This is a genomic window from Thalassospira sp. A3_1 (assembly GCF_017744215.1).
In the GTDB taxonomy this organism is placed as follows: Bacteria; Pseudomonadota; Alphaproteobacteria; order Rhodospirillales; family Thalassospiraceae; genus Thalassospira; species Thalassospira lucentensis_A.
Genome location: NZ_JAGHQQ010000003.1, coordinates 118307 through 138398, shown reverse-complemented (window position 1 = coordinate 138398; position 20092 = coordinate 118307). Strand labels below are relative to the sequence as shown.

At 54.4% G+C, this 20092-nt stretch carries 17 protein-coding genes; 10 read left to right on the top strand and 7 right to left on the bottom strand.

Annotation, left to right across the window (positions count from 1 at the left end; translation table 11 throughout):
• Positions 1-43: 43 nt before the first annotated feature.
• The gene (locus J7395_RS14090; protein WP_114110090.1) at positions 44-1426 is read right to left on the bottom strand and encodes a glutamine synthetase family protein; all 1383 of its coding nucleotides are present in this window, start codon (positions 1424-1426) and stop codon (positions 44-46) included.
• Between the two features lie 302 nt (positions 1427-1728).
• On the opposite strand from J7395_RS14090, the gene J7395_RS14085 reads away from it, so the two are divergent.
• The 4 genes from J7395_RS14085 (at position 1729) to J7395_RS14070 (ending at position 6039) form a co-directional block, all read left to right on the top strand.
• Positions 1729-3099 carry an aspartate aminotransferase family protein gene (locus J7395_RS14085; protein WP_209221930.1) on the top strand — a complete coding sequence of 457 codons (1371 nt, stop codon included), beginning with the start codon at positions 1729-1731 and terminating at the stop codon, positions 3097-3099.
• A 116-nt stretch (positions 3100-3215) separates the two neighbouring features.
• Entirely contained in the window at positions 3216-4565 is a 1350-nt protein-coding gene (locus J7395_RS14080) for an FAD-dependent oxidoreductase (RefSeq protein WP_209221929.1), read from the top strand.
• Between the two features lie 83 nt (positions 4566-4648).
• On the top strand, positions 4649-5131 hold the full coding sequence (locus tag J7395_RS14075) for a group III truncated hemoglobin (protein ID WP_209221928.1): 483 nt from the start codon (positions 4649-4651) through the stop codon (positions 5129-5131).
• 236 nt (positions 5132-5367) lie between these two features.
• The gene (locus J7395_RS14070) at positions 5368-6039 is read left to right on the top strand and encodes a cysteine hydrolase (protein WP_209221927.1); all 672 of its coding nucleotides are present in this window, start codon (positions 5368-5370) and stop codon (positions 6037-6039) included.
• A 5-nt stretch (positions 6040-6044) separates the two neighbouring features.
• On the opposite strand, the gene J7395_RS14065 is transcribed toward J7395_RS14070, so the two are convergent.
• The 5 genes from J7395_RS14065 to betI all read right to left on the bottom strand — a co-directional run bounded on the left by J7395_RS14065 (position 6045) and on the right by betI (position 13099).
• On the bottom strand, positions 6045-7358 hold the full coding sequence (locus J7395_RS14065) for an FAD-binding oxidoreductase (protein WP_209221926.1): 1314 nt from the start codon (positions 7356-7358) through the stop codon (positions 6045-6047).
• Positions 7359-7535: 177 nt separating this feature from the next.
• Positions 7536-9125, bottom strand: coding sequence for an L-serine ammonia-lyase, iron-sulfur-dependent, subunit alpha (locus J7395_RS14060; RefSeq protein WP_209221925.1), 1590 nt, complete (start codon positions 9123-9125; stop codon positions 7536-7538).
• Positions 9126-9246: 121 nt separating this feature from the next.
• Complete coding sequence (gene betA, locus J7395_RS14055) at positions 9247-10932, bottom strand: choline dehydrogenase (RefSeq protein WP_209221924.1); 1686 nt, start codon at positions 10930-10932, stop codon at positions 9247-9249.
• A gap of 56 nt (positions 10933-10988) precedes the next feature.
• Complete coding sequence (gene betB, locus J7395_RS14050; protein WP_209221923.1) at positions 10989-12446, bottom strand: betaine-aldehyde dehydrogenase; 1458 nt, start codon at positions 12444-12446, stop codon at positions 10989-10991.
• Positions 12447-12508: 62 nt separating this feature from the next.
• The gene (gene betI / locus J7395_RS14045) at positions 12509-13099 is read right to left on the bottom strand and encodes a transcriptional regulator BetI (protein WP_062953117.1); all 591 of its coding nucleotides are present in this window, start codon (positions 13097-13099) and stop codon (positions 12509-12511) included.
• Between the two features lie 378 nt (positions 13100-13477).
• On the opposite strand from betI, the gene J7395_RS14040 reads away from it, so the two are divergent.
• From J7395_RS14040 to choV, 3 genes are all read left to right on the top strand, one after another.
• Entirely contained in the window at positions 13478-14437 is a 960-nt protein-coding gene (locus J7395_RS14040) for a choline ABC transporter substrate-binding protein (protein ID WP_062953116.1), read from the top strand.
• Positions 14438-14529: 92 nt separating this feature from the next.
• Complete coding sequence (gene choW / locus J7395_RS14035; RefSeq protein ID WP_062953115.1) at positions 14530-15378, top strand: choline ABC transporter permease subunit; 849 nt, start codon at positions 14530-14532, stop codon at positions 15376-15378.
• A gap of 2 nt (positions 15379-15380) precedes the next feature.
• Positions 15381-16577 carry a choline ABC transporter ATP-binding protein gene (choV, locus tag J7395_RS14030; protein ID WP_114110080.1) on the top strand — a complete coding sequence of 399 codons (1197 nt, stop codon included), beginning with the start codon at positions 15381-15383 and terminating at the stop codon, positions 16575-16577.
• Positions 16578-16639: 62 nt separating this feature from the next.
• On the opposite strand, the gene moaD is transcribed toward choV, so the two are convergent.
• The gene (gene moaD / locus J7395_RS14025; protein WP_209221922.1) at positions 16640-16891 is read right to left on the bottom strand and encodes a molybdopterin converting factor subunit 1; all 252 of its coding nucleotides are present in this window, start codon (positions 16889-16891) and stop codon (positions 16640-16642) included.
• 272 nt (positions 16892-17163) lie between these two features.
• On the opposite strand from moaD, the gene J7395_RS14020 reads away from it, so the two are divergent.
• The 3 genes from J7395_RS14020 (at position 17164) to J7395_RS14010 (ending at position 20092) form a co-directional block, all read left to right on the top strand.
• A complete protein-coding gene (locus J7395_RS14020) occupies positions 17164-18165 on the top strand; it encodes a sialic acid TRAP transporter substrate-binding protein SiaP (protein ID WP_209221921.1) in 1002 nt (333 codons plus the stop codon).
• An 80-nt stretch (positions 18166-18245) separates the two neighbouring features.
• Positions 18246-18794: a TRAP transporter small permease subunit gene (locus J7395_RS14015; RefSeq protein ID WP_209221920.1), complete on the top strand. Its 549-nt coding sequence runs from the start codon at positions 18246-18248 to the stop codon at positions 18792-18794.
• Positions 18791-20092 (top strand): TRAP transporter large permease, encoded by a 1302-nt coding sequence (locus J7395_RS14010; protein ID WP_209221919.1) that lies wholly within the window; start codon positions 18791-18793, stop codon positions 20090-20092. The genes J7395_RS14015 and J7395_RS14010 overlap by 4 nt, the downstream gene beginning before the upstream one ends.

Genomic DNA, 20092 nt, shown 5'->3' with positions numbered 1-20092 from the left:
CCTGTCGGTCGCTCTTGTCGGCGACCATTTTGCAAAAGTGGCGTTATACCGCGTCAAGATACCAACGGTATTCAAGCGGCGTGACCTCGGAAAAGAATTCGTCATATTCGGAACGTCGGCAGATATCGAAAACCTCGACAAACCGCTCGCCCAGATACTCCTTGACGATGTCACCTTCGACAAAACGGTCGAGTGCCGAAATCATGCTGCGCGGCACGATCCGCCCGCCATGCTGCTCATAGCCGTTGCCGACAATCGGATCACCCGGATCAAGCTTGTTCTTCATGCCGTAATGCATGCCTGCCAAAACACAGGCCAAAACCAGATACGGGTTGGCATCCGCGCCCGACACACGATGTTCGATGCGGGCCGCTTCCGGGCCGCCTGCCGGAATGCGAAGTGCCACGGTACGGTTATTGAGCCCCCAGTTCGGAGACATCGGCGCATAGGCCTTGTTCTGGAACCGGCGATAGGAATTCGGGTTGGGCGCAAAAATCGCCATGCTTTCAAACATTGACGCCTGCAAACCGCCAATCGCGTGCAACAGCAGGTCGGAAACATCCTCGTCCCCCTTGGGCGAAAGGACGTTCTTGCCTTCCTTGTCACGCAACGACACATGGACGTGCAATCCGTTGCCCGCCTGATCGGAATACGGCTTGGCCATGAATGTTGCGGTCACGCCGTGATCCCAGGCAATGCCTTTGACAACGCGCTTAAGCTGCATGGCGTGATCAGCCGCCTGCATCGGGTCATTCACATGCCCCAGATTGATCTCGAACTGGCCGGGGCCTGCTTCGGCAACAATTGTATCGGCCGGAATGCCCTGCCGGTTCAGCTCGGCAACCGCGTCATGAAGGACTTTTTCGAAATCCTCGATCTGCTGAAGGCCATAGACCTGAACACCGTCCGATGCGATCCCGCCGCCAAGCGGTGCAGGCGGCAACGGCGCAGCGGTTTGTTCATTCTGATCGGCAAGATAGAATTCAAGTTCCAGCGCCACGGTTGGATAGAAACCATCCGCTGCCAGACGGTCAACAACCGCCTGCAGAACGTTGCGCGGATCGGCAAAGAATTTTGTACCGTCCAGATTATACAGGCTCATCATGACCTGGGCCAACGGCAGTTCACCATACGGAACCGCATGCAGGGTTCCCGGGATTGGCTTGGCAATATTGTCCTGATCACCACTGGACCAAAGCAGGCCGGTACCTTCGGGGTTGTCGCCGGTGATATCCACCAAGCACACGGAACCCGGCATATTGATGCCTTCATGGAAGCTTTTGAGAAACTTCTGCTTGCTGATTCGCTTGCCCCGGAACACCCCATTCACGTCAGGAATAAGTAATTCGACAAGTTCGATATCCGGATTTGCTTCAAAGAATCGTTGAGCTTCCGCCCTACTGTCTTCGACGAACGACTTGTTCATCGTCTAATACTCCCAGAAAAGCCTATTTATTTCACTTTTTCATCGTGCCCCGCCCAATGATTGCGGTCAAGCCCCTCGTTCGATATATCGTGCAAATAATGCAGTGCAAAATAAATCCCTGACGCGGTTGCCATGGATATTAAGAATGGTTTGAAACAACCAGCCCATATCAAATTTGGCTCCAGGACGACAAATTTGTTTCATAAAATTTCCCCTTGCAAAGGTGTTCAAAAAAACGAACACTTATCCGAGATGTTCAACATATCGCACAAAACAGGCAAGTATCGCTGTCAGGAGACGTTATGAATAATTTCGACAAAACCGCCTATTGGCAGGATATCGATCAGCAGCACCATATTCATCCGTTTACCGATACAGCGGATCTAAACAGCCGCGGCACACGCGTGATTACACGCGCCAAAGGCGTTTTCATCGAAGATTCGCACGGCAAACAATATCTGGATGGCATGGCAGGCCTTTGGTGCGTCAATGTCGGCTATGGCCGCAAGGAACTTGCCGACGCCGCCTATAATCAGATGCTTGAACTGCCCTACTACAACAACTTCTTCCAGTGCGCGAACACGCCTGCGATCGAGCTTTCAAAGGTTCTCGCCGAAATCACGCCGGACGGGTTAAACCATGTCTTTTATGCCAATTCCGGCTCGGAAGCGAACGACACGGTCGTTCGCATGGTCCGCCAGTACTGGAAGCTTAAAGGTCAGCCGGAACGCACCTTTATCATCAGCCGCAAAAACGCCTATCACGGCTCGACCATTGCCGGGGCGTCGCTTGGCGGCATGGCGGGCATGCATTCTCAGGGCGGGCCGCTTTTGCCCGATGTCGCCCATATCGATCAGCCATACTGGTACGGTGAAGGCGGCGATCATACCCCCGAAGAATTCGGGTTGATTGCGGCGAGCAAGCTTGAAGAAAAAATCGAACAACTCGGTGCTGATCGCGTCGGTGCCTTCATTGGTGAACCCATCCAGGGGGCCGGTGGCGTGATCATTCCGCCGTCAACCTACTGGCCGGAAATTCAACGCATCTGCAAAAAATACGATATCCTCTTGATTGCTGACGAGGTCATTTGCGGCTTTGGCCGCACTGGTAACTGGTTTGGGTCGGACACGTTCGATATCAAGCCGGACCTGATGCCGATGGCAAAGGGCATGTCGTCAGGTTACCTTCCGATTTCGGCTGTCATGGTGGGCGAACGAGTTGCTGATGTCCTGATCAATGAGTGCGGCGAGTTCACCCACGGATTTACCTATTCCGGACACCCGGCAGCAGCAGCCGTGGCATTGGAAAACATCCGCATCATTCGTGATGAAAAACTGGTTGAACGCGTTCGCGATGATATCGGTCCGTATTTTGCCGAAAAGCTCAAAACCCTAGCCGATCATCCGCTGGTCGGTGCGGTTGAAACCGTCGGCCTGATTGCCGGTATTCCGCTGGTAGAAAACAAGGCAACGCGCAAACCGTTCGATAAACCGGGCACGGTCGGCACCATCTGCCGTGATGCCTGTGTGGAAAATGGCGTTATCATGCGGGCCTGCGGTGATCGCATGGTGGCATCGCCTCCGCTTTGCATCACGCACGGCGAAGTTGATGAACTGGTCAAACGAGCCCGTGCGGCCTTTGATGCGACAGCCAAAAAAATCGGAAAAATGTAAGTTCTGATTTAACTCAAGACATTACACAAACACCCGGCGCGATATATCATCCGCCGGGTGTTTATCATTTCCCCCCAGAACACCGCTTAGACGCGCCACCTCTAAATGAGTCCGCCATGCTTAAACGCCTTTATCAACCTGCGGCCTATCAAACCAATAGCATGCCCCAAAGCTTCTGGGCTGCCAGTGCCGGCCCCCTGCCCGACTGCGATCACCTCCCCGAGGATGGCACGATCACGGCCGATGTCGCGATCATCGGTGGCGGCTATACCGGGCTGTCGGCTGCGTTGGAACTGGCCGAAAATGGTGTTGATGTTGCCGTGTTTGATGCCGGGCGTTCTGGTTGGGGCGCATCGGGGCGCAATGGCGGGTTTTGCTGCATGGGCGGAAGCGGCAAAAGCTATGCCCAGCTTGCCAAACAGTTTGGTGATGAACAAACCCGCCATTTTGCCAAGCTTCAACGTACTGCAGTCGACCTTGTCGCATCACGGCTTGAAGAGTGGGATGTTGATGCGGATCGTCATTCGGACGGCGAAGTCATACTCGCACACAAGGCCAACCGCGTGAAAGAATTGCGCGAAGAGGCCGCCGAAAATGCCCATTTTACCGGTATCGAAACCGAATTCCTGACGAAGGATCAGCTTCGTGAACGCGGCCTTCATGCACGGGAAACCCATGCCGGATTGCATGTCAAACAGGGCTTTGGACTACATCCATTAAAATATCTTGCCGGGTTGCACCGCATGTGCGCGACCAAAGGTGTTCGGATATTCGAACAGGCGACCATTGAAGACCTTCAAGACACAGGAGACGGTTACATCCTGACCTGCAAAAATGTGCGAATTTCGGCGAACAAGGTCGTCGTCGCCACCAACGGCTACAGTGCCGAAAACCTGCCCGACTGGATCGGCGGGCGATTGATGCCGGTGTTTTCCGGTATCCTTGTCACTCGTCCGATGTCCGATAATGAACTGGCCGCCCAAGGCTGGACCAGCGACCTGATGGCATTTGATAGCCGCATTCTGCTGCACTATTTCCGCAAACTTCCCGACAATCGCTTCATGTTTGGTGGTCGTGGCGGCATCACGGCAACCCCGACGGCCTTTGATGCCGCAAAACGGCACCTATTGTCGCATTTCCACCGGATGTTCCCGGCATGGCAGGATGTTGAAATCACCCATCACTGGAACGGGCTTGCCTGTCTGTCGCAGTCGTTCCGCCCCTATGTGGGACGGGTTCCGGGGCATCGGGATGTCTGGACGGGGCTTGCATGGCATGGCAATGGCGTCGCACTTGGAAGTCTGGCCGGGAAAATGCTGGGTCAGCAAATGCTTGGTATCAAGGGCCCGGATGACATCGGCGCGATCATGGGTACACCGCCCGATCGTTTCCCGCTGGCGCGGTTCCGCCGGATTGGCCGCAGCCTCGCCTATCGATATTATGGTTTGCGTGACGAGTTTGCGTAATCGGGCAAACTGACCTATGTCATGTCGCGGCCCCGGCCTTTGCGCTATTGCCCGGATCAATCCTTATCGAGCACGAGACGACCATGTCAGATCAACCGACCCTTGCCGAAATCAAAGAACGCCGCGAAATCGCGACCCGTAAAATCCGCGAGGAAACCGGCATCGATCACAACATGATCAAAAATATCGTGCATGGCTTTTACGCAAAGGTGCGCGATGACGCGATGCTGGGTCCGGTATTTGCGGAGAAAATTACGGATTGGGATCACCATCTGGAACGGATGTGCATGTTCTGGGCATCTGTGGCACTTGCCAGTGGTGCCTATGACGGCCGCCCAATGCAAAAGCACCTGACGCTCAGGATCGACCGGAACCATTTTGATCGCTGGCTGGAATTGTTTGCCGAAACACTTTCAGAATACTGTGAAACAGCCGCCGCGCGCCATTTCATGGAACGCGCCCTTCGGATTGCATCAAGTTTCGAAATCGGGATAGCCGCGCATAACGGCATCATTCTGGGTAAAGGCGAACGTTACGATCCGGTTTCGGCATGGTCCCCGAAATAGGCCAGAATTCATAGCAATCAGCACATTGCAAAACTTTTTGTCAGCTTTCTTAAGACCGACATGTTGACAACATTGTCCTGCTCCGAACAAAATATTGTTGCGTGTTATTATTAGACGGGGGCAATCTTCACGCGCACTGAACTGGCAAATCAAAGGGCTTATATTGGCAGCCCTGCAAGATTGCTATGTGCCAGACCGATTGCAAAGTACGACGGACGAGAGCGGAGAAAGACGATATGTGGCTTTGGATTGGCATCGGAGCAGTCATCATTCTAGCCCTGACCACCTATACGATTTATGGCCACAAGCGTCACCTGAGCCCGACAAAGGGCAAGAAAATAGACTTTTCGCAACGCCCCAACAGCGCCCTTGTCATCATTGATCTGCAAGAAGATTTTACGCTGGCCACGGGCAAAAATGCCTATGACCCGGCCCTGGTCGAAAAAACGATTTCCGCGATCAACGAACTTGTTCAAATTGCCAACGAAACCGGCCAGCCGGTGATCTCGGTTCGTCAGATATTCAAGGGCTGGTACATCAATCTTCTGGTAAAGCTGTTGAACAAGGGGCGCGGCAGCCCGAAATCAGCTGGCCTTGATCTTGATTCCCGCCTGAACGGTGATATCGACCACGATATCACCAAGGCGCGTGCCGATGCCTTTACCGCACCGGAACTCGAACGCGTTCTGGAACGCCAGAAAGTCGGCAGACTTCAAATCGTCGGTCTGGATGGCAATTACTGCGTCAAAGCAACGATGCAGGCAGCCATTAATCGCGGATATGACGTATCATTTACCGACGCAGGTATTTTGACTGTCAATCCAGCCATCTGGCAGAAGACCAAGGCCCGCCTTGCCGCCAGTGGCGTGACGAGCGGCAGCGCACAAGCATCAGCCGAAGCATCCTGAAAACTTTACAGCCTGTCGCGGATTGAATACCAGGTCATGGCAAGCACCAGGAATGGATAGCGCAATGCCTTCCCGCCCGGGAAGCTTGGAATGCTGATATTCGACATCACATCAAACCGTTCCATCGTGCCCGATACCGCATCGGCCATGATCTGCCCGGCCAGTGTCGCCATCGCAACCCCGTGCCCTGAATACCCGGTCGCGGTGAATACCCGGTCCTCGACCTTGCGGAAGAACGGCATACGGTTCATCGTAATCGCAAGCGTCCCGCCCCAGCCATAATCGATTTTAACGTCTTTAAGCTGCGGATAAACTTCCAGCATATGGGGCGCGACAAAGGATTTGATATCCTTGGGGAAGTGATAGCTATATGTCTCCCCGCCGCCAAACAGCATGCGTTTATCGGCCGACAGACGATAATAATTGATCACGAATTTTGAATCCGCAACGGCAACATCATCGCGGATCAATTCCCGCGCCAGATCATCGCCCAATGGCTCGGTCGCGATAACGAAGTTGTTGATCGGCATCACCCGTCTGGCAACCCGGTCTTCGAGCCCGTCAAGATACCCGTTGCAGCCCAGCACCATCATGTCGGCTGTCACACGGTGCCCGCCCGCTGTTGTGACAACGACCTTTTCACCATTGTCATAGCTGGTGACAGTCGCGTTCTCGTAGATATTTGCCCCGGCAGCACGTGCCGCATCCGCAAGTCCAAGCGCGAAGTTCAGCGGATGAAGGTGCCCTGCCTCCATATCAAGCGACCCGCCATGATAAAATTCCGACCCCAGCATGTTGCGGATTTCATCCCGGTCAACGGCACGAATGGCTTCATAACCGTATTCGGTTCGGAGCTTTTCGGCATATTCGTGCGTGCCTGCAACAAATCGTTCGCGATGATCAGCATGCAGAATGCCCGGTTTCCAGTCACATTTGATGTCATGCTTGGTGATCAGGCTTTTGACAATGTCCTTGGATTGTTCGGCAATGTCCCAAAGCTTTCTGGCGTCTTCGCGGCCGACCATTTTTTCAAGGTCGTCCTGCTCGCGGCGCTGCCCCGAACCGACCTGCCCGCCATTGCGTCCTGATGCGCCCCAACCAACCCGGTGCGCTTCAAGTAACACAACACTGTATCCGCGTTCTGCCAGATGAAGTGCCGATGACAAACCGGTAAACCCGCCGCCCACAACAACGACATCACAAGCCTTATCCCCGTCCAATTCGGCAAAGGGTGCGATCTTGTTCGCCGTCGCCGCGTAGTAGGATGGCGGATATGCGCCAGATTTGTCATTTGCGGTCAGGAAGTTCGGGGTAAACACACGGCGCCTCGGAATTTTTGTCTTGTGATTTATTATCCCCTAATGGTGCCGGAATTGGCCGGACCATCAAGGGAAAACTGGCTAAAATCGGCCTTTGCGCATGCTTTTCACCGATTATGCAAAAACAGGCAACATGCAGAACAAAGGATTGCGCAAAAACCGGTTTATATGGGTCATTCAGCGCGCCTGCGTTACCGCCTCAACCATCCTAAGGGCGGTTTTGGTGGCTGCACATCCACCACGTGCCGTGCAACGTAAATCCGGATGCATCATCGCCCCGATTTTAACCGTCTGATCAACCAGTTCGTCATATCCCAACACGGCATCAAACCCGGCCAGAACCGCCATTGCCGATGAAAAGGCGTGCGACACCCCGGCGACATTACGCGCATGGCACGGAATTTCAACATCCCCGCCCACCGGGTCACACACAAGGCCCAGCGTATTCATCAAACACATGCTTGCCGCGTCAAAACATTGCACAGGTGTTCCGCCAAATGCCTGCGCGACGCCAGCCGCTGCCATCGCCGCCGATGCGCCCGTTTCCACCGAACAGCCGCCGCATTCTGCGGCAAAGGTTCCGCGCGCCGCAAACACGGCCCCCACCAGCGCCATCACCTGCAACGCATCGGTCGCCCCTTCCAGATCAATGCCATGTCGGATCAACCCATACAGCGTCCCCGGAACCACACCTGCACTGCCCGCGGTTGGTGCGGCACAAACCAGTCCACGATTGGAATCCCGTTCCATCGCCGAAAGCGCGCCTGCAATCGCATCCTGCAAAACCGCCCCGCCAAGCCCGGCGGGCAGATTGGCATCGCGAACCTTGCGTGCGCGAAGGGTTAAAAACCGCATCACATTGTCTTCGGGCTTGGCATCGAACCCTTCGGCCACCACGCGCAACATCAGTTCACACCGTTCGCGGAAAAGTTCGCGCGTTGCATCACGTGACAGTCCAAGACGCCTGGATTCCAGAACAAGTCCCGCCTCGGCAAGCGATCCGCCCTGCTGTTCGGCCACGGAAATCACCGCATCGCTGGTCGAAAACAGATCGTCAGTCGCACACACCGGATATTGCGAGGCCGCAGCGAAACGAACGTCTTTGATACCGTCTTGATCACGCAAAGAGGCTATCAGCTTTGTATCGGGCAAGGCCTGCAACGCAATTTCGCAGCGGTCATGATCCGGGTCGACCGATATGCCGAGCAACCTGTTGCCATTCTCAACAAGCCCGGCGGCAATATCATCCGACCGCGCGCCGATATCTGAGCCCCAGACAAACACGCTTGCGGTTTTGCCGGTCAGAAAGACCGGTTCACCATTCATCCCATCGATGTAATACATCCCGCCGCCAACCGATGCACCGGCATAAAGATCGATGCGTTCCGTGCCATTCCGGTCGGTTACGGTTAATTCAAGATCAACACGGTTGGGATGGTTGTTGTTTTCAAGTTCAATGATTTCAACGCTAAACAGAAATCCCTCGCCGCGCATCACACGCGGCAAAATGTCGCGATAATCTGCATCCGTCAGTGCCGCGCCCGCAAAACCGGCAGCAAAATTCTCGTCCGAGCTTTGGGCCTGATATACCGGCGCGAATGACCCGCGTGGATCAAACCGGACAATGACCTGTTTCAAGACCTCGCCATTGCTGCATGACAACTCGCGTGCGACCTTCGCCATCATATAAGGCGCTGCGCAATGGGAACTGGACGGACCGCGCATGACGGGGCCGATCACGGAATTAAGCAGGCTGATTTCTTGCATGGTGGGGCAATCCGGGAAAATTGCATATGATTTTCCCGATGATCACCCGCCAGATGGACGAAAGCAATGCCGAAACAAAAATCCCCGGTCCTGAAAGATCAAAGACCGGGGATAATCGAAATCAACGCTGTTTGGTTTCCCATTCAGGATGGACGAAATATGGCGCATTTGATGGAGGCAACGGATCGCGTCCGCGAATGATATCTGCGGCCTTTTCCCCGATCATGATGGTCGGGGCATTCAAATTGCCCGATGCGATTGTCGGCATGATCGAACTGTCTACGACCCGCAGGCCTTCGATACCATGCACGCGCGTTTTTTCATCCACCACAGCCATGTCGTCACTGCCCATCTTGCACGAACAGGACGGGTGATAGGCACTTTCGGCGTGATCGGCGACCCATGCATTGATTTCATCATCGGTCTGGATGTCCCTGCCCGGCGAAATTTCAATACCGCGCAGGTCCTTGAAGGCATCCTGTGCGAAAATCTCACGGGTCAGACGCACGGATGCGCGCATTTCTTCCCAATCTTCCGGATGGCTCATATAGTTGGGATCAACAATCGGGCGCTTTGCCGGATCGCTTGATGCCAACCGGACTGTCCCGCGTGACTTGGACCGCATCGGACCGACATGCGCTTGGAAACCATCCTTTTCCGCGGCTTTCGACCCGTTATAGTTAATCGCAGCCGGCATGAAATGATATTGAAGGTCAGGATGCTGAACACCCGCTTTTGACCGGATAAACCCACCGGCCTCGAAATGGTTGGTCGCACCAAGCCCGGTTTTGAAAAGATACCATTCCAACCCGATCTTGAATTTGTTCCAAGGATCAAGCTTGCTGTTCAGACTGATCGGCTGGGTGCATTCCATCTGGACATAAAGTTCCAGATGGTCCTGAAGGTTTTCACCAACACCGGGGATATCGGCAACCACATCAATCCCGTGTTCGCGCAGATGTGCTGCCGGACCAACTCCAGACAACATCAAAAGCTTTGGCGAATTGATCGATCCTGCCGAAATAATCACCTCGCGCTCGACCGTCGCGCGTTTGAGTTCGCCACGATGAGTGAAATCAAGTCCGACGGCACGTTTGCCATCAAAAACAACGCGCTGCGCCAATGCCTTGTCATAAACAGTCAGGTTCGGACGTTTCATTGCCGGATGCAAATAGGCCCGCGCGGTTGACCAGCGACGCCCCTTGTAAACCGTCATATCCATCGTCCCCAGACCTTCCTGGCGATAGCCATTCTGATCGGGGGTAAACTCATAACCCGCTTCCTGCCCGGCCTTGATCCACGCCTTGTGCAGCGGGTTTTTGCAAGCCCCCGTGGTCACATGCAGCGGGCCGTCCCCGCCATGATATTCGTCACCATTGGTGTCTTCGTTGCGCGTATCGGCCTTGCGGAAATACGGCAGGCACCGCGCATAATCCCATTCTTTTAACGCCGCATCCTGTTCCGCCCAGCGATTGTAATCAAGCGCGTGACCACGGACATAGGCCATGCCGTTGATCGAACTGGAACCGCCGAAAACACGCCCGCGCGGCGTTTCCATCCGGCGGTTGTTCAGGTTCGCCTGCGGCGTCGTCCAGTATGCCCAGTTATAGGTTTCCGACTGCATCGGATAAGACAATGCCGTTGGCATATGAATACGCCAATCCCACCAATGATCTACCGGTCCTGCCTCTACCACCAGAACCTTGACTTCCGGGTCCTCGGTCAGACGGCTGGCCAGAACGGCACCGGCGGAACCGGAACCGACAATAACGTAATCGTACTTTTCCTTGGTGGTCGGCGTATTCATGCTTTTTCCTTATCTTCAACAGGTTGCAGGCAGCCATTCACAGTTCGGAACCGTGATCAATAAGGCGCCTCGACGTCACCGGTTTCGACATAGACGGATTTGATCCGGGTATAATGCTCAATCGCGGCCCGGCCATTTTCGCGGCCCACCCCGGATTTCTTGACCCCGCCAAACGGCATTTCAATCGGCGTGATATTATAGGTATTGATCCAGCAGGTTCCCGCATCAAGCCGGGCAACAACCCGGTGCCCGCGCGAAAGATCGCGGGTAAACACGCCAGCGGCCAACCCATACTGGGTATCATTGGCACGTTTGATGACTTCGTCTTCATCCCTGAAGGTCAGGACCGACATCACCGGCCCAAAGATTTCCTCACGCACGATGGCCATGTCATCGGTACAGTTGGTAAAAATGGTCGGAGCAACAAACAGCCCACCTTCGGGCATGTTTTCGGTCACCGCATAACCGCCAAGAACGCATTTCGCGCCCTCGCCCTTGCCTGCCTCGATATAGGACATGATCTTTTCAAACTGCGCCTTGGTCACAATCGGACCAACCTGGGTTTCCGGTTTTTCCGGATCACCAAGAACAAGGTGCTTGCTCCGTGCAATCAGCTTTTCGATGAAGGCATCGGCAACGCTTTCATGGACGAAAACGCGCGTGCCGTTCGAACAAATCTGCCCGGATGAATAGAAATTCGCCATCTGCGCGCCCGATACTGCGTTATCCAGATCGGCATCCTCGAACACGATCATCGGCGATTTGCCACCAAGCTCCATGGTGACGGCCTTCATGCCGCCCGCGGCAACCGCGGCAACCTTGGCACCGGTTTCAGCCGAACCGGTCAGGGAAACCTTATCGACGCCCGGATGTTCAACCAGCGCAGCACCACAGGTACGCGCGCCTTGGACGACGTTGTAAACCCCATCGGGAAGCCCCGCCTCCTGCAACGCCTCAGCCACCGCAATCGCTGAAAGCGGCGTGACTTCGGACGGTTTGTAAACAACCGCATTCCCGCACGCCAATGCCGGTGCGGCTTTCCAGCAGGCAATCTGGATCGGATAATTCCACGCGCCAATTGCTCCGCAAACACCAACCGCCTCACGCCGCGTATAGGCAAAATTGCCGCCAAGATCGATATGCTCGCCCGATAGGCTTCCGGCCACACCGGCAAAATATTCAAGACACTCGACACCGGAAATCACATCCACGATTTCGGTTTCCTGAATGGCACGGCCCGTATCACGGGTTTCGACCAGTGCCAGTTCATCATTACGATCACGCAGGATTTGGGCCGCCTTGAACAGAACCCGCGCCCGTTCGGCCGCAGGCGTGTTTTTCCATATTTCAAACCCGGCACGCGCGGCCTTCACTGCGGCATCGACATCGGCCGCGGTGCTTTCCTTACCTTTGGCGAGTACCGCGTTGGTTGCGGGGTTCAGCGTGACCATTTCCGCCCCTGAACCGGCAACTTTCTTCCCATTGATAAAGTTCTGGATCTGATAAAGGCTCATGTCGAAACTCCTGCAGGCCACACCGGAATCGGGCAGCCCTTTTGTAGGTGTATGTTTCTTGACTAGCGCGCGGGCGAACTCGCCAGATGCAGGTGCATGGTATCCAGCACCATCTTGCGCGCCACGGCGACATTGGCTCGTCCCGGCGTCAAACCGGATCGCACCCAGATGCCATCGATCATGGCAGCAGTCACCGCAGCAATTTCTTCGGCCCGCTGATCGGTTGTCAGGCGGCGCAACTCATGGCGTAAGTTAGATGCCAGTCGCTTGAAATAGACCGCATTCAATCGGCGCAGCGGATCGGAAAACGGCACCTGCGACCAGAAAGACAACCACGCACCAATCACCTGCGGCGTGAATTGTTCTTCGTTGAAGTTGGTATCAACAATCGCTTCAAGGCGTTCGTGGGGTGTTTTTGCCTTGGCGACACGGTCCAGGAAATCGCTGCGCAATTCCTGCATCAAAAACCGCATCGTTGCTTCCAGAAGCGCATTCTTACCGCCGAAATAGTGCGAAATAATCCCCGACGACATCCCCGCCGCCCCGGCAATCCGACTGATCGTGGCATCGGCAAAACCAAAGCGGTGAATGGTCTCGATCGTGGCATCGATCAGTTGCCTGCGGCGTACAGGCTGCATTCCAACCTTGGGCATTACTAATCCAATTCTAAGCGATCCGAAGGACTTAGGCCTGTCTGGTGACGCAAATGCGACTTTTTCGCCCTTCGCAATTGACCTTGGGGGAATATGCTGTATTTTAATTGAACAATCAATCAATAAAAAACGCCGTCTTTTGCGGCGCGACGCTCTCAGGGAAAGTGCCTTGGTTGCGCGGCTTTACGGCTGTTTTTATGATTATTCCGGTCTATGTGACCGGGTTCAGGGGACCCGATCACATGGTTTTGGACGAATGTTCGCGGTGTCAAATGCGCATCGCTTCACATGCGTCTGGCCTCCGGAACCGAAAGTCTGATGGCGGCGTTATTGCCACCATCAGTAACCGCTAGGTCCACACAAGGGAGAACCATAAACATGACCACACGTTCCACCATCGGCCGTCTTCTTGGCACCACTGTCATTGCCACCACCCTTCTGGGGGCGGCCGGTGCACAGGCGGCTGATAGCGATGCCTGCAAGACCGTAACTTTCTCGGATGTTGGCTGGACCGACATCACCGCGACCACGGCAACCGCATCGGTTATCCTTGAAGCCATTGGCTATGACGCTGAAACCGAACTTCTTTCCGTTCCTGTCACTTACACCAGCCTTGCCAACGGGGATGTTGATGTCTTCCTTGGCAACTGGATGCCGACCATGGCAGCAGACATTGCGCCCTATCTGGAAAAGAAGACCGTCGTCAGTACCGGTGCCAACCTAGAAGGTGCGAAATATACCCTCGCCGTTTCGAAAAATGCCTATGACGCAGGCCTCAAGGATTTCGCCGACATCGCCAAATTCAAGGACGATCTTGATGGCGAAATCTACGGTATCGAACCGGGCAATGATGGCAACCGCCTGATCCAGGACATGATCGACAATGATCAGTTCGGCCTCAAAGGCTTTGAACTTGTTGAGTCTTCCGAACAGGGCATGCTGGCCGAAGTCAAACGCAAATCGGCACGTGACAAATTCATTGTTTTCCTTGGCTGGGAACCACACCCGATGAATGCCAAATATGACATGGCCTATCTTGATGGTGGCGATGACGTATTTGGCCCGAATTTCGGCGGGGCCACGGTTCATACCAACGTGCGCGCCGGTTACACTGACGAATGCCCGAATGCCGGTAAATTCGTCACCAACCTGAAATTCAGCCTCGATATGGAAAACCAGATCATGGATGCCATCCTGAACGAGGGCACCGATCCGGAAAAAGCGGCAACCGCATGGCTCAAAGCCAATCCGGATGCCGCGATGGCCTGGCTTGATGGCGTCACCACCTTTGACGGTGGCGATGCCAAGGCAGCGCTCAAAGATGAACTCGGTCTCTAGGGTCCAGCTTCGAATTCATAATGCCGGTACGTTGCCCCCATCAAGGGCAGCGTATCGGCACATTTTCTTTGTTCAAATAATGGAAAAATCCAATGGAATGGCTCACGGAAACTAAAATTCCGCTGGGACGGTGGATTGCATCCCTGATGGATGCGCTTAACGAGCATGCCGACTTCGTGTTTTACACCATCTCGGACGTTCTTGAATTCATTATCGAAAACACAGTCGAATTGCTGGTCTGGTTACCACCGTTTCTGATTATCGCGCTGTTTGGTGTACTGGCTGCATGGTTACACAGATCATGGAAACTGACGGCCTTTACCGTCCTTTCCCTGCTTCTGATCGTCAATCTTGGCTATTGGGAAGCCACCATGGAAACGCTCGCACTCGTGATCTATGCGACGCTGTTCTGCATGGTGATCGGGGTTCCGCTTGGCGTGGCATCCGCGCATCGTCCCTGGCTTTATCAGGCCTTGCGTCCGGTTCTTGACCTGATGCAAACGATCCCGACCTTTGTCTATCTGATCCCGACCCTGATCCTGTTTGGTCTTGGCGTGGTTCCCGGTCTGATTTCGACCGTGATCTTTGCCATCGCCGCCCCAGTGCGGTTGACGCATCTTGGTATCGCCAGCACGCCCAAGGCACTGATCGAAGCGGGCAAAAGCTTTGGCTGCACGCCACGGCAATTGCTGTTCAAGGTCGAACTGCCATCTGCCATGCCATCGATCATGGCAGGCCTGACCCAATGCATCATGCTCTCACTTTCAATGGTGGTGATTGCCGCCCTTGTCGGGGCCGATGGCCTTGGAAAGCCGGTTGTTCGTGCCCTTAACACGGTCAACATCGCCCAAGGGTTCGAGGCAGGCCTTGCAATTGTGATCCTTGCCATTGTGCTGGACCGCATCTGCCGCCGCGACAAATCTGAAAATACGGGGCAGTAATCATGAGCAATGCTGTTGAATTTGATAATATCGACGTCATTTTCGGGGACAAGCAGGCTGAATCGCTCGCCCTCCTTGACGCCGGTAAAAACCGTGACGAAATAGCCAAGGAAACCGGCAATATCCTTGGTGTTGCCAATGTCAGCTTTGATGTCCCGCAGGGTGAAATCTGCGTCCTGATGGGGCTTTCGGGTTCGGGTAAATCCTCGTTGCTGCGCTGTGTCAACGGGCTTAACCGCGTTTCACGCGGATCGCTTCGGGTGCACGATGGTGACTGGATGGTCGATGTCACCAGCTGTGATGCCAATACGCTACGCGACCTCAGGCGCAAATGCGTTGCGATGGTGTTCCAGCAATTCGGTCTGTTCCCGTGGCGCACCGTCGAAGACAATGTCGGCTTTGGCCTTGAGCTTGACGGCATGGGACCGAAGGAGCGCCGTGAAATCGTGCGTGAAAAGCTGGCCCTTGTCGGGCTGGATCAGTGGGCGGGTAAATATGCCCACGAACTTTCAGGCGGCATGCAGCAGCGTGTCGGCCTTGCGCGCGCCTTTGCCACCGATGCACCGATCCTTCTGATGGACGAACCGTTTTCGGCCCTTGATCCGCTGATCCGTAACCGCCTGCAGGACGAGCTTCTTGATCTTCAGGAAAAGCTTAATAAAACCATCCTGTTTGTCAGTCATGATCTGGACGAGGCCATGAAACTGGGCAATTCGATTGCCATCATGGAAGGCGGCTATGTCGTGCAGCATGGCACGCCCGAAGACATCGCCCTGCGTCCGGCCAACGGATATGTCGCCGATTTTGTTGCCCATATGAACCCGGTCAATATCCTGCGCGGTCGCGCTATCATGCATCGTGTTGACAGGGACCAGCGTAACGATTCCGGCGAACTTCCTGTAGAGGACGAAGATATCCGCATCACGCTTCAGGACGGGATCATCAAGGCCGCCCACAATGGCAAACGGGGCGAGCTGCGACTGATCAACTATACCGGTGAATTGCCGACTGATCTTGATGCGACCGACAATTCGGTCATCTTCGTTGCCGATGACACCGTGCTTCTCAAGGATCTGATCGAAATGCGAAGCATCACCCAAAACCCGGTTCTGCTAACCCGCGAGGGACGCATTTCCGGCACACTGGGTCGCAAGGAATTCTTTGAAAGCCTGACGCAGACAGCGACCGTCGCAGACTGATCATCAAAAAGGCGCCCCACAAACCGGGCGCCTTTTTTAATAATACTATTGAACTTATCGTTTTATCCGCCGGTTACCGGCGGAAACAGCGCGATTTCAGTCGCACCGCGTACATCGCGATCGCCTTGCGCATATTCCTGATCAACTGCCACCCGGATAATCGCCGGATCGGCCAGCGCATCTGCGTAATTCGCCCCCCTGCCCGGCATCCACGCCAGAAGGTCGGCAACGGTTTTCACATTTTCCGGCAGTTCAATATCTTCCTCGGCCATGCCGATACGGTCTTTGACCCAGGAAAAATAAACCAGCTTCATCTTCTATCCCGTTTGCTTGAAATCCATGTTTGGCCGCATGCTTGCGCAAACAAGGATATAGCGCAAGCGCAGATCCTATTTCCCCAGAGATTCTAAAGCAATCCTGCGCCACAAGCATAGCCTTTGCCAATCTCGGTCGCATGGCATGTCAATCACATCCCTGATCGGCGGGCCTATCAAACTTGCAGAAAGTCAATTTTTAACGTATATAATTAAAATCACCATACAAAAATAATAGTAACTTACAATTCACGTATCTAGGGAGACTACACATGACACGGACCATCACCCGCAGAAAAGCTATTGCTACGGGGCTTGCTGCACTCGGTACTGTTGCTATGATCGGATTGGGAAATGTGGCGTTGGCTGCCGAGGCGACCAAACTGCGTTTCTCCGCTGTCTTTTCGGAACAAGACATCCGTGCCGACATGATGAAGCAACTCGCCGGGGCGCTGGGCGACAAGTACGAGTTCGAACTTTATTACGGTGGCAACCTGTTTAAACAGACCACCGAAATCCTTGCTATCCAGCGCGGAAACCTTGAAATGGGCAACGTCGCACCGCAGGATATTGCCACCCAGATTCCCGCCTTCTCGATCCTCAGTTCCGCCTATCTGTTCCGTGACGCCGATCACCTGCGGAAATTTTTCGCAAGTGACGCCGGGACCGAGATGAAAACGATGGCCGAAGAACAGCTTGGCATCCACATTCTGGGCCCGACCTATTTCGGCACCCGTCAGGTCGGTCTGCGCATCGACAAGAAAATCAACACCCCCGAAGATATGGCAGGCGTCAAACTTCGCATGCCAGGTGGTGATGCATGGCAGTTCTTGGGAACGGCCCTTGGCGCCAACCCGACACCGATGGCTTATGCAGAAGTTTATACCGGCTTGCAAACCGGGGCGATCGACGGTCAGGACAACCCCCTGCCGAACGTTCAGAACATGAAATTTTATGAAGTCATGAGCCAGATCGCGATGACGTCCCATCTTGTCGGGTACGATCTTCTGGTCGTCTCGGCCAAGATTTGGGACGGCATGAGTGCCGAGGAACAGGAAGCCTTCCAGAAAGCCGCCGATGAGGCAATCAACTGGAGCCAGGAACAACACCTGAAGAAGGAAAAGGAACTGTCTGATTTCTTCAAGGAACAGGGGCTTGAGATTTATACCCCTGACGTTGATGCATTCCGTGCCCATGCCCAAAAGATGTATCTTGAATCCGAACTTTCGAAAGACTGGCCGGAAGGAATGCTTGAGCGCATCAACGCGCTTTAATATCGCCAGCCTGTGATTTGAACGAAACCAAAGCGTGCGGGATCTAATTCCCGCACGCCCCGGACCGGAAATTACGATACATGACGGACAGGATCAGACAGGTCGGCCTATGGCTGCACCGTCGGGCCGAAAATATCGCAGCACTGATGCTGGCGGTGATGTTCGGTGCCTTCATCGTGCAGGTGGCATTCCGCTATCTGCTGAACTTTCCCATCGGCGGCGCATCCGAACTAACCATTATCATGTGGCTCTGGATCGTTCTGTGGGGGGCGGCCTTTGTTGTGCGCGAACGCGATGAAATCCGTTTTGACATTCTTTACAGCACAGTAGGTCCGAAAGTTCGCCGCGGGATGATCATTGTTACGGCCCTCGCACTCCTGTTTCTTTATGGCATATCCCTGCCCGCAACCTGGGATTTCGTGACTTTCATGAAAATTCAGAAGTCATCGTATCTCGACATCCGGTTTGACTGGCTTTTTTCGATTTATGTGATCTTCGCGGTGGCCGTGATCGTGCGTTACCTGTGGATACTAATTGCTGCAATTCGGGGCAAAGGCGGACAACATGAAACCCTTCCCGAAGAAGCTCATGAAACCATAGAACATTCCGAAACGGATACCCGCCCATGAGCCTTGCTGATCCCTTCACTATTTGCATCATCTCAATCATATTTCTCAGCCTGCTGGGCTTGCCGATTGGACATGCAATGATTGCATCATCCATTCTGTATTTGCTGCTTTCCGGTCTGGATATGGGCACCGCATCCGAGCAGCTCCTGAACGGAATGTTTTCAAGCTACATCCTTCTCGCCGTTCCGCTGTTCATCCTTGCCGCCGAGTTGATGAATTCCGGCTCCATGACGTTAAGGCTGCTGAGTTTCTGCAACGCTGTTGTCGGTCGCTTTCCCGGCGGTCTTGCGCTGGTGAATGTCGTCCAAAGCATCATTTTTGCAGGTATGTCGGGCTCCGCACTTGCCGATGCCGCCGGCACGGGCAAGCTGATGCAACGCATGATGACCAAGGATGGCAAATACCCACCAGCATTTGCCGCGGCACTTACCGCTGCTTCGTCCGTGATTGGCCCGATCATCCCGCCTTCAATCCCGATGGTTGTCTATTCGCTCGTTTCTGATGCATCAATCGGTTATCTGTTTCTGGCGGGTGTGGTGCCGGGCCTTATTATGGGCCTGTTTCAGGCCGGATATATTTTTTCATCCGCATATCGCCGGAACTTTCCGGTCGAAACCCCTGTGCCTTTACGTGAACTGCCAAAGGTTACCCTGAATGCATTTCCGGCACTGATGATGCCGGTTGTCCTTCTGGGGGGTATTTATGGTGGCGTGACCACCCCGACCGAGGCGGCCGCAATCGCCGCCCTTTATGCCCTGCTGATTTCGGCTTTCCTGTATCGCAGCCTCAGCCTGAGTGATCTTTATTCTTCACTGCTGTCAAGCGCACGCACCACCACCTCGATCGGTATGCTGATCGCAGGGGCACTGGTATTCAACTATGTCGTGACTGTCGAAAACATCCCCTCTGCGCTTAATGTCTGGCTGGGCGGGTTCGATCTGTCGCCATTGACCTTCCTGTTGATGGTCAACCTGATCCTGCTGGTACTGGGATGCCTGCTGGAAGGCACGACAATCCTTCTGGTGATTGTGCCTGTATTCATTCCCACCGCGAATGCGCTGGGTATTGATCTGGTTCATTTCGGCGTCGTGTGCGTCATCAATATCATGCTGGGCCTGATCACACCGCCCTATGGCCTGCTGTTATTCGTCATGACCGCCATTTCCGAACGCCCATTGCGCGAAATCGTACGCGAAATACTGCCCTTCCTTATCGCAATGCTTTTTGCGTTGCTGTTATTCACACTGGTGCCCGATATCGCACTCTGGCTGCCCAGACTTTTTGGCTACAAAGGTTAA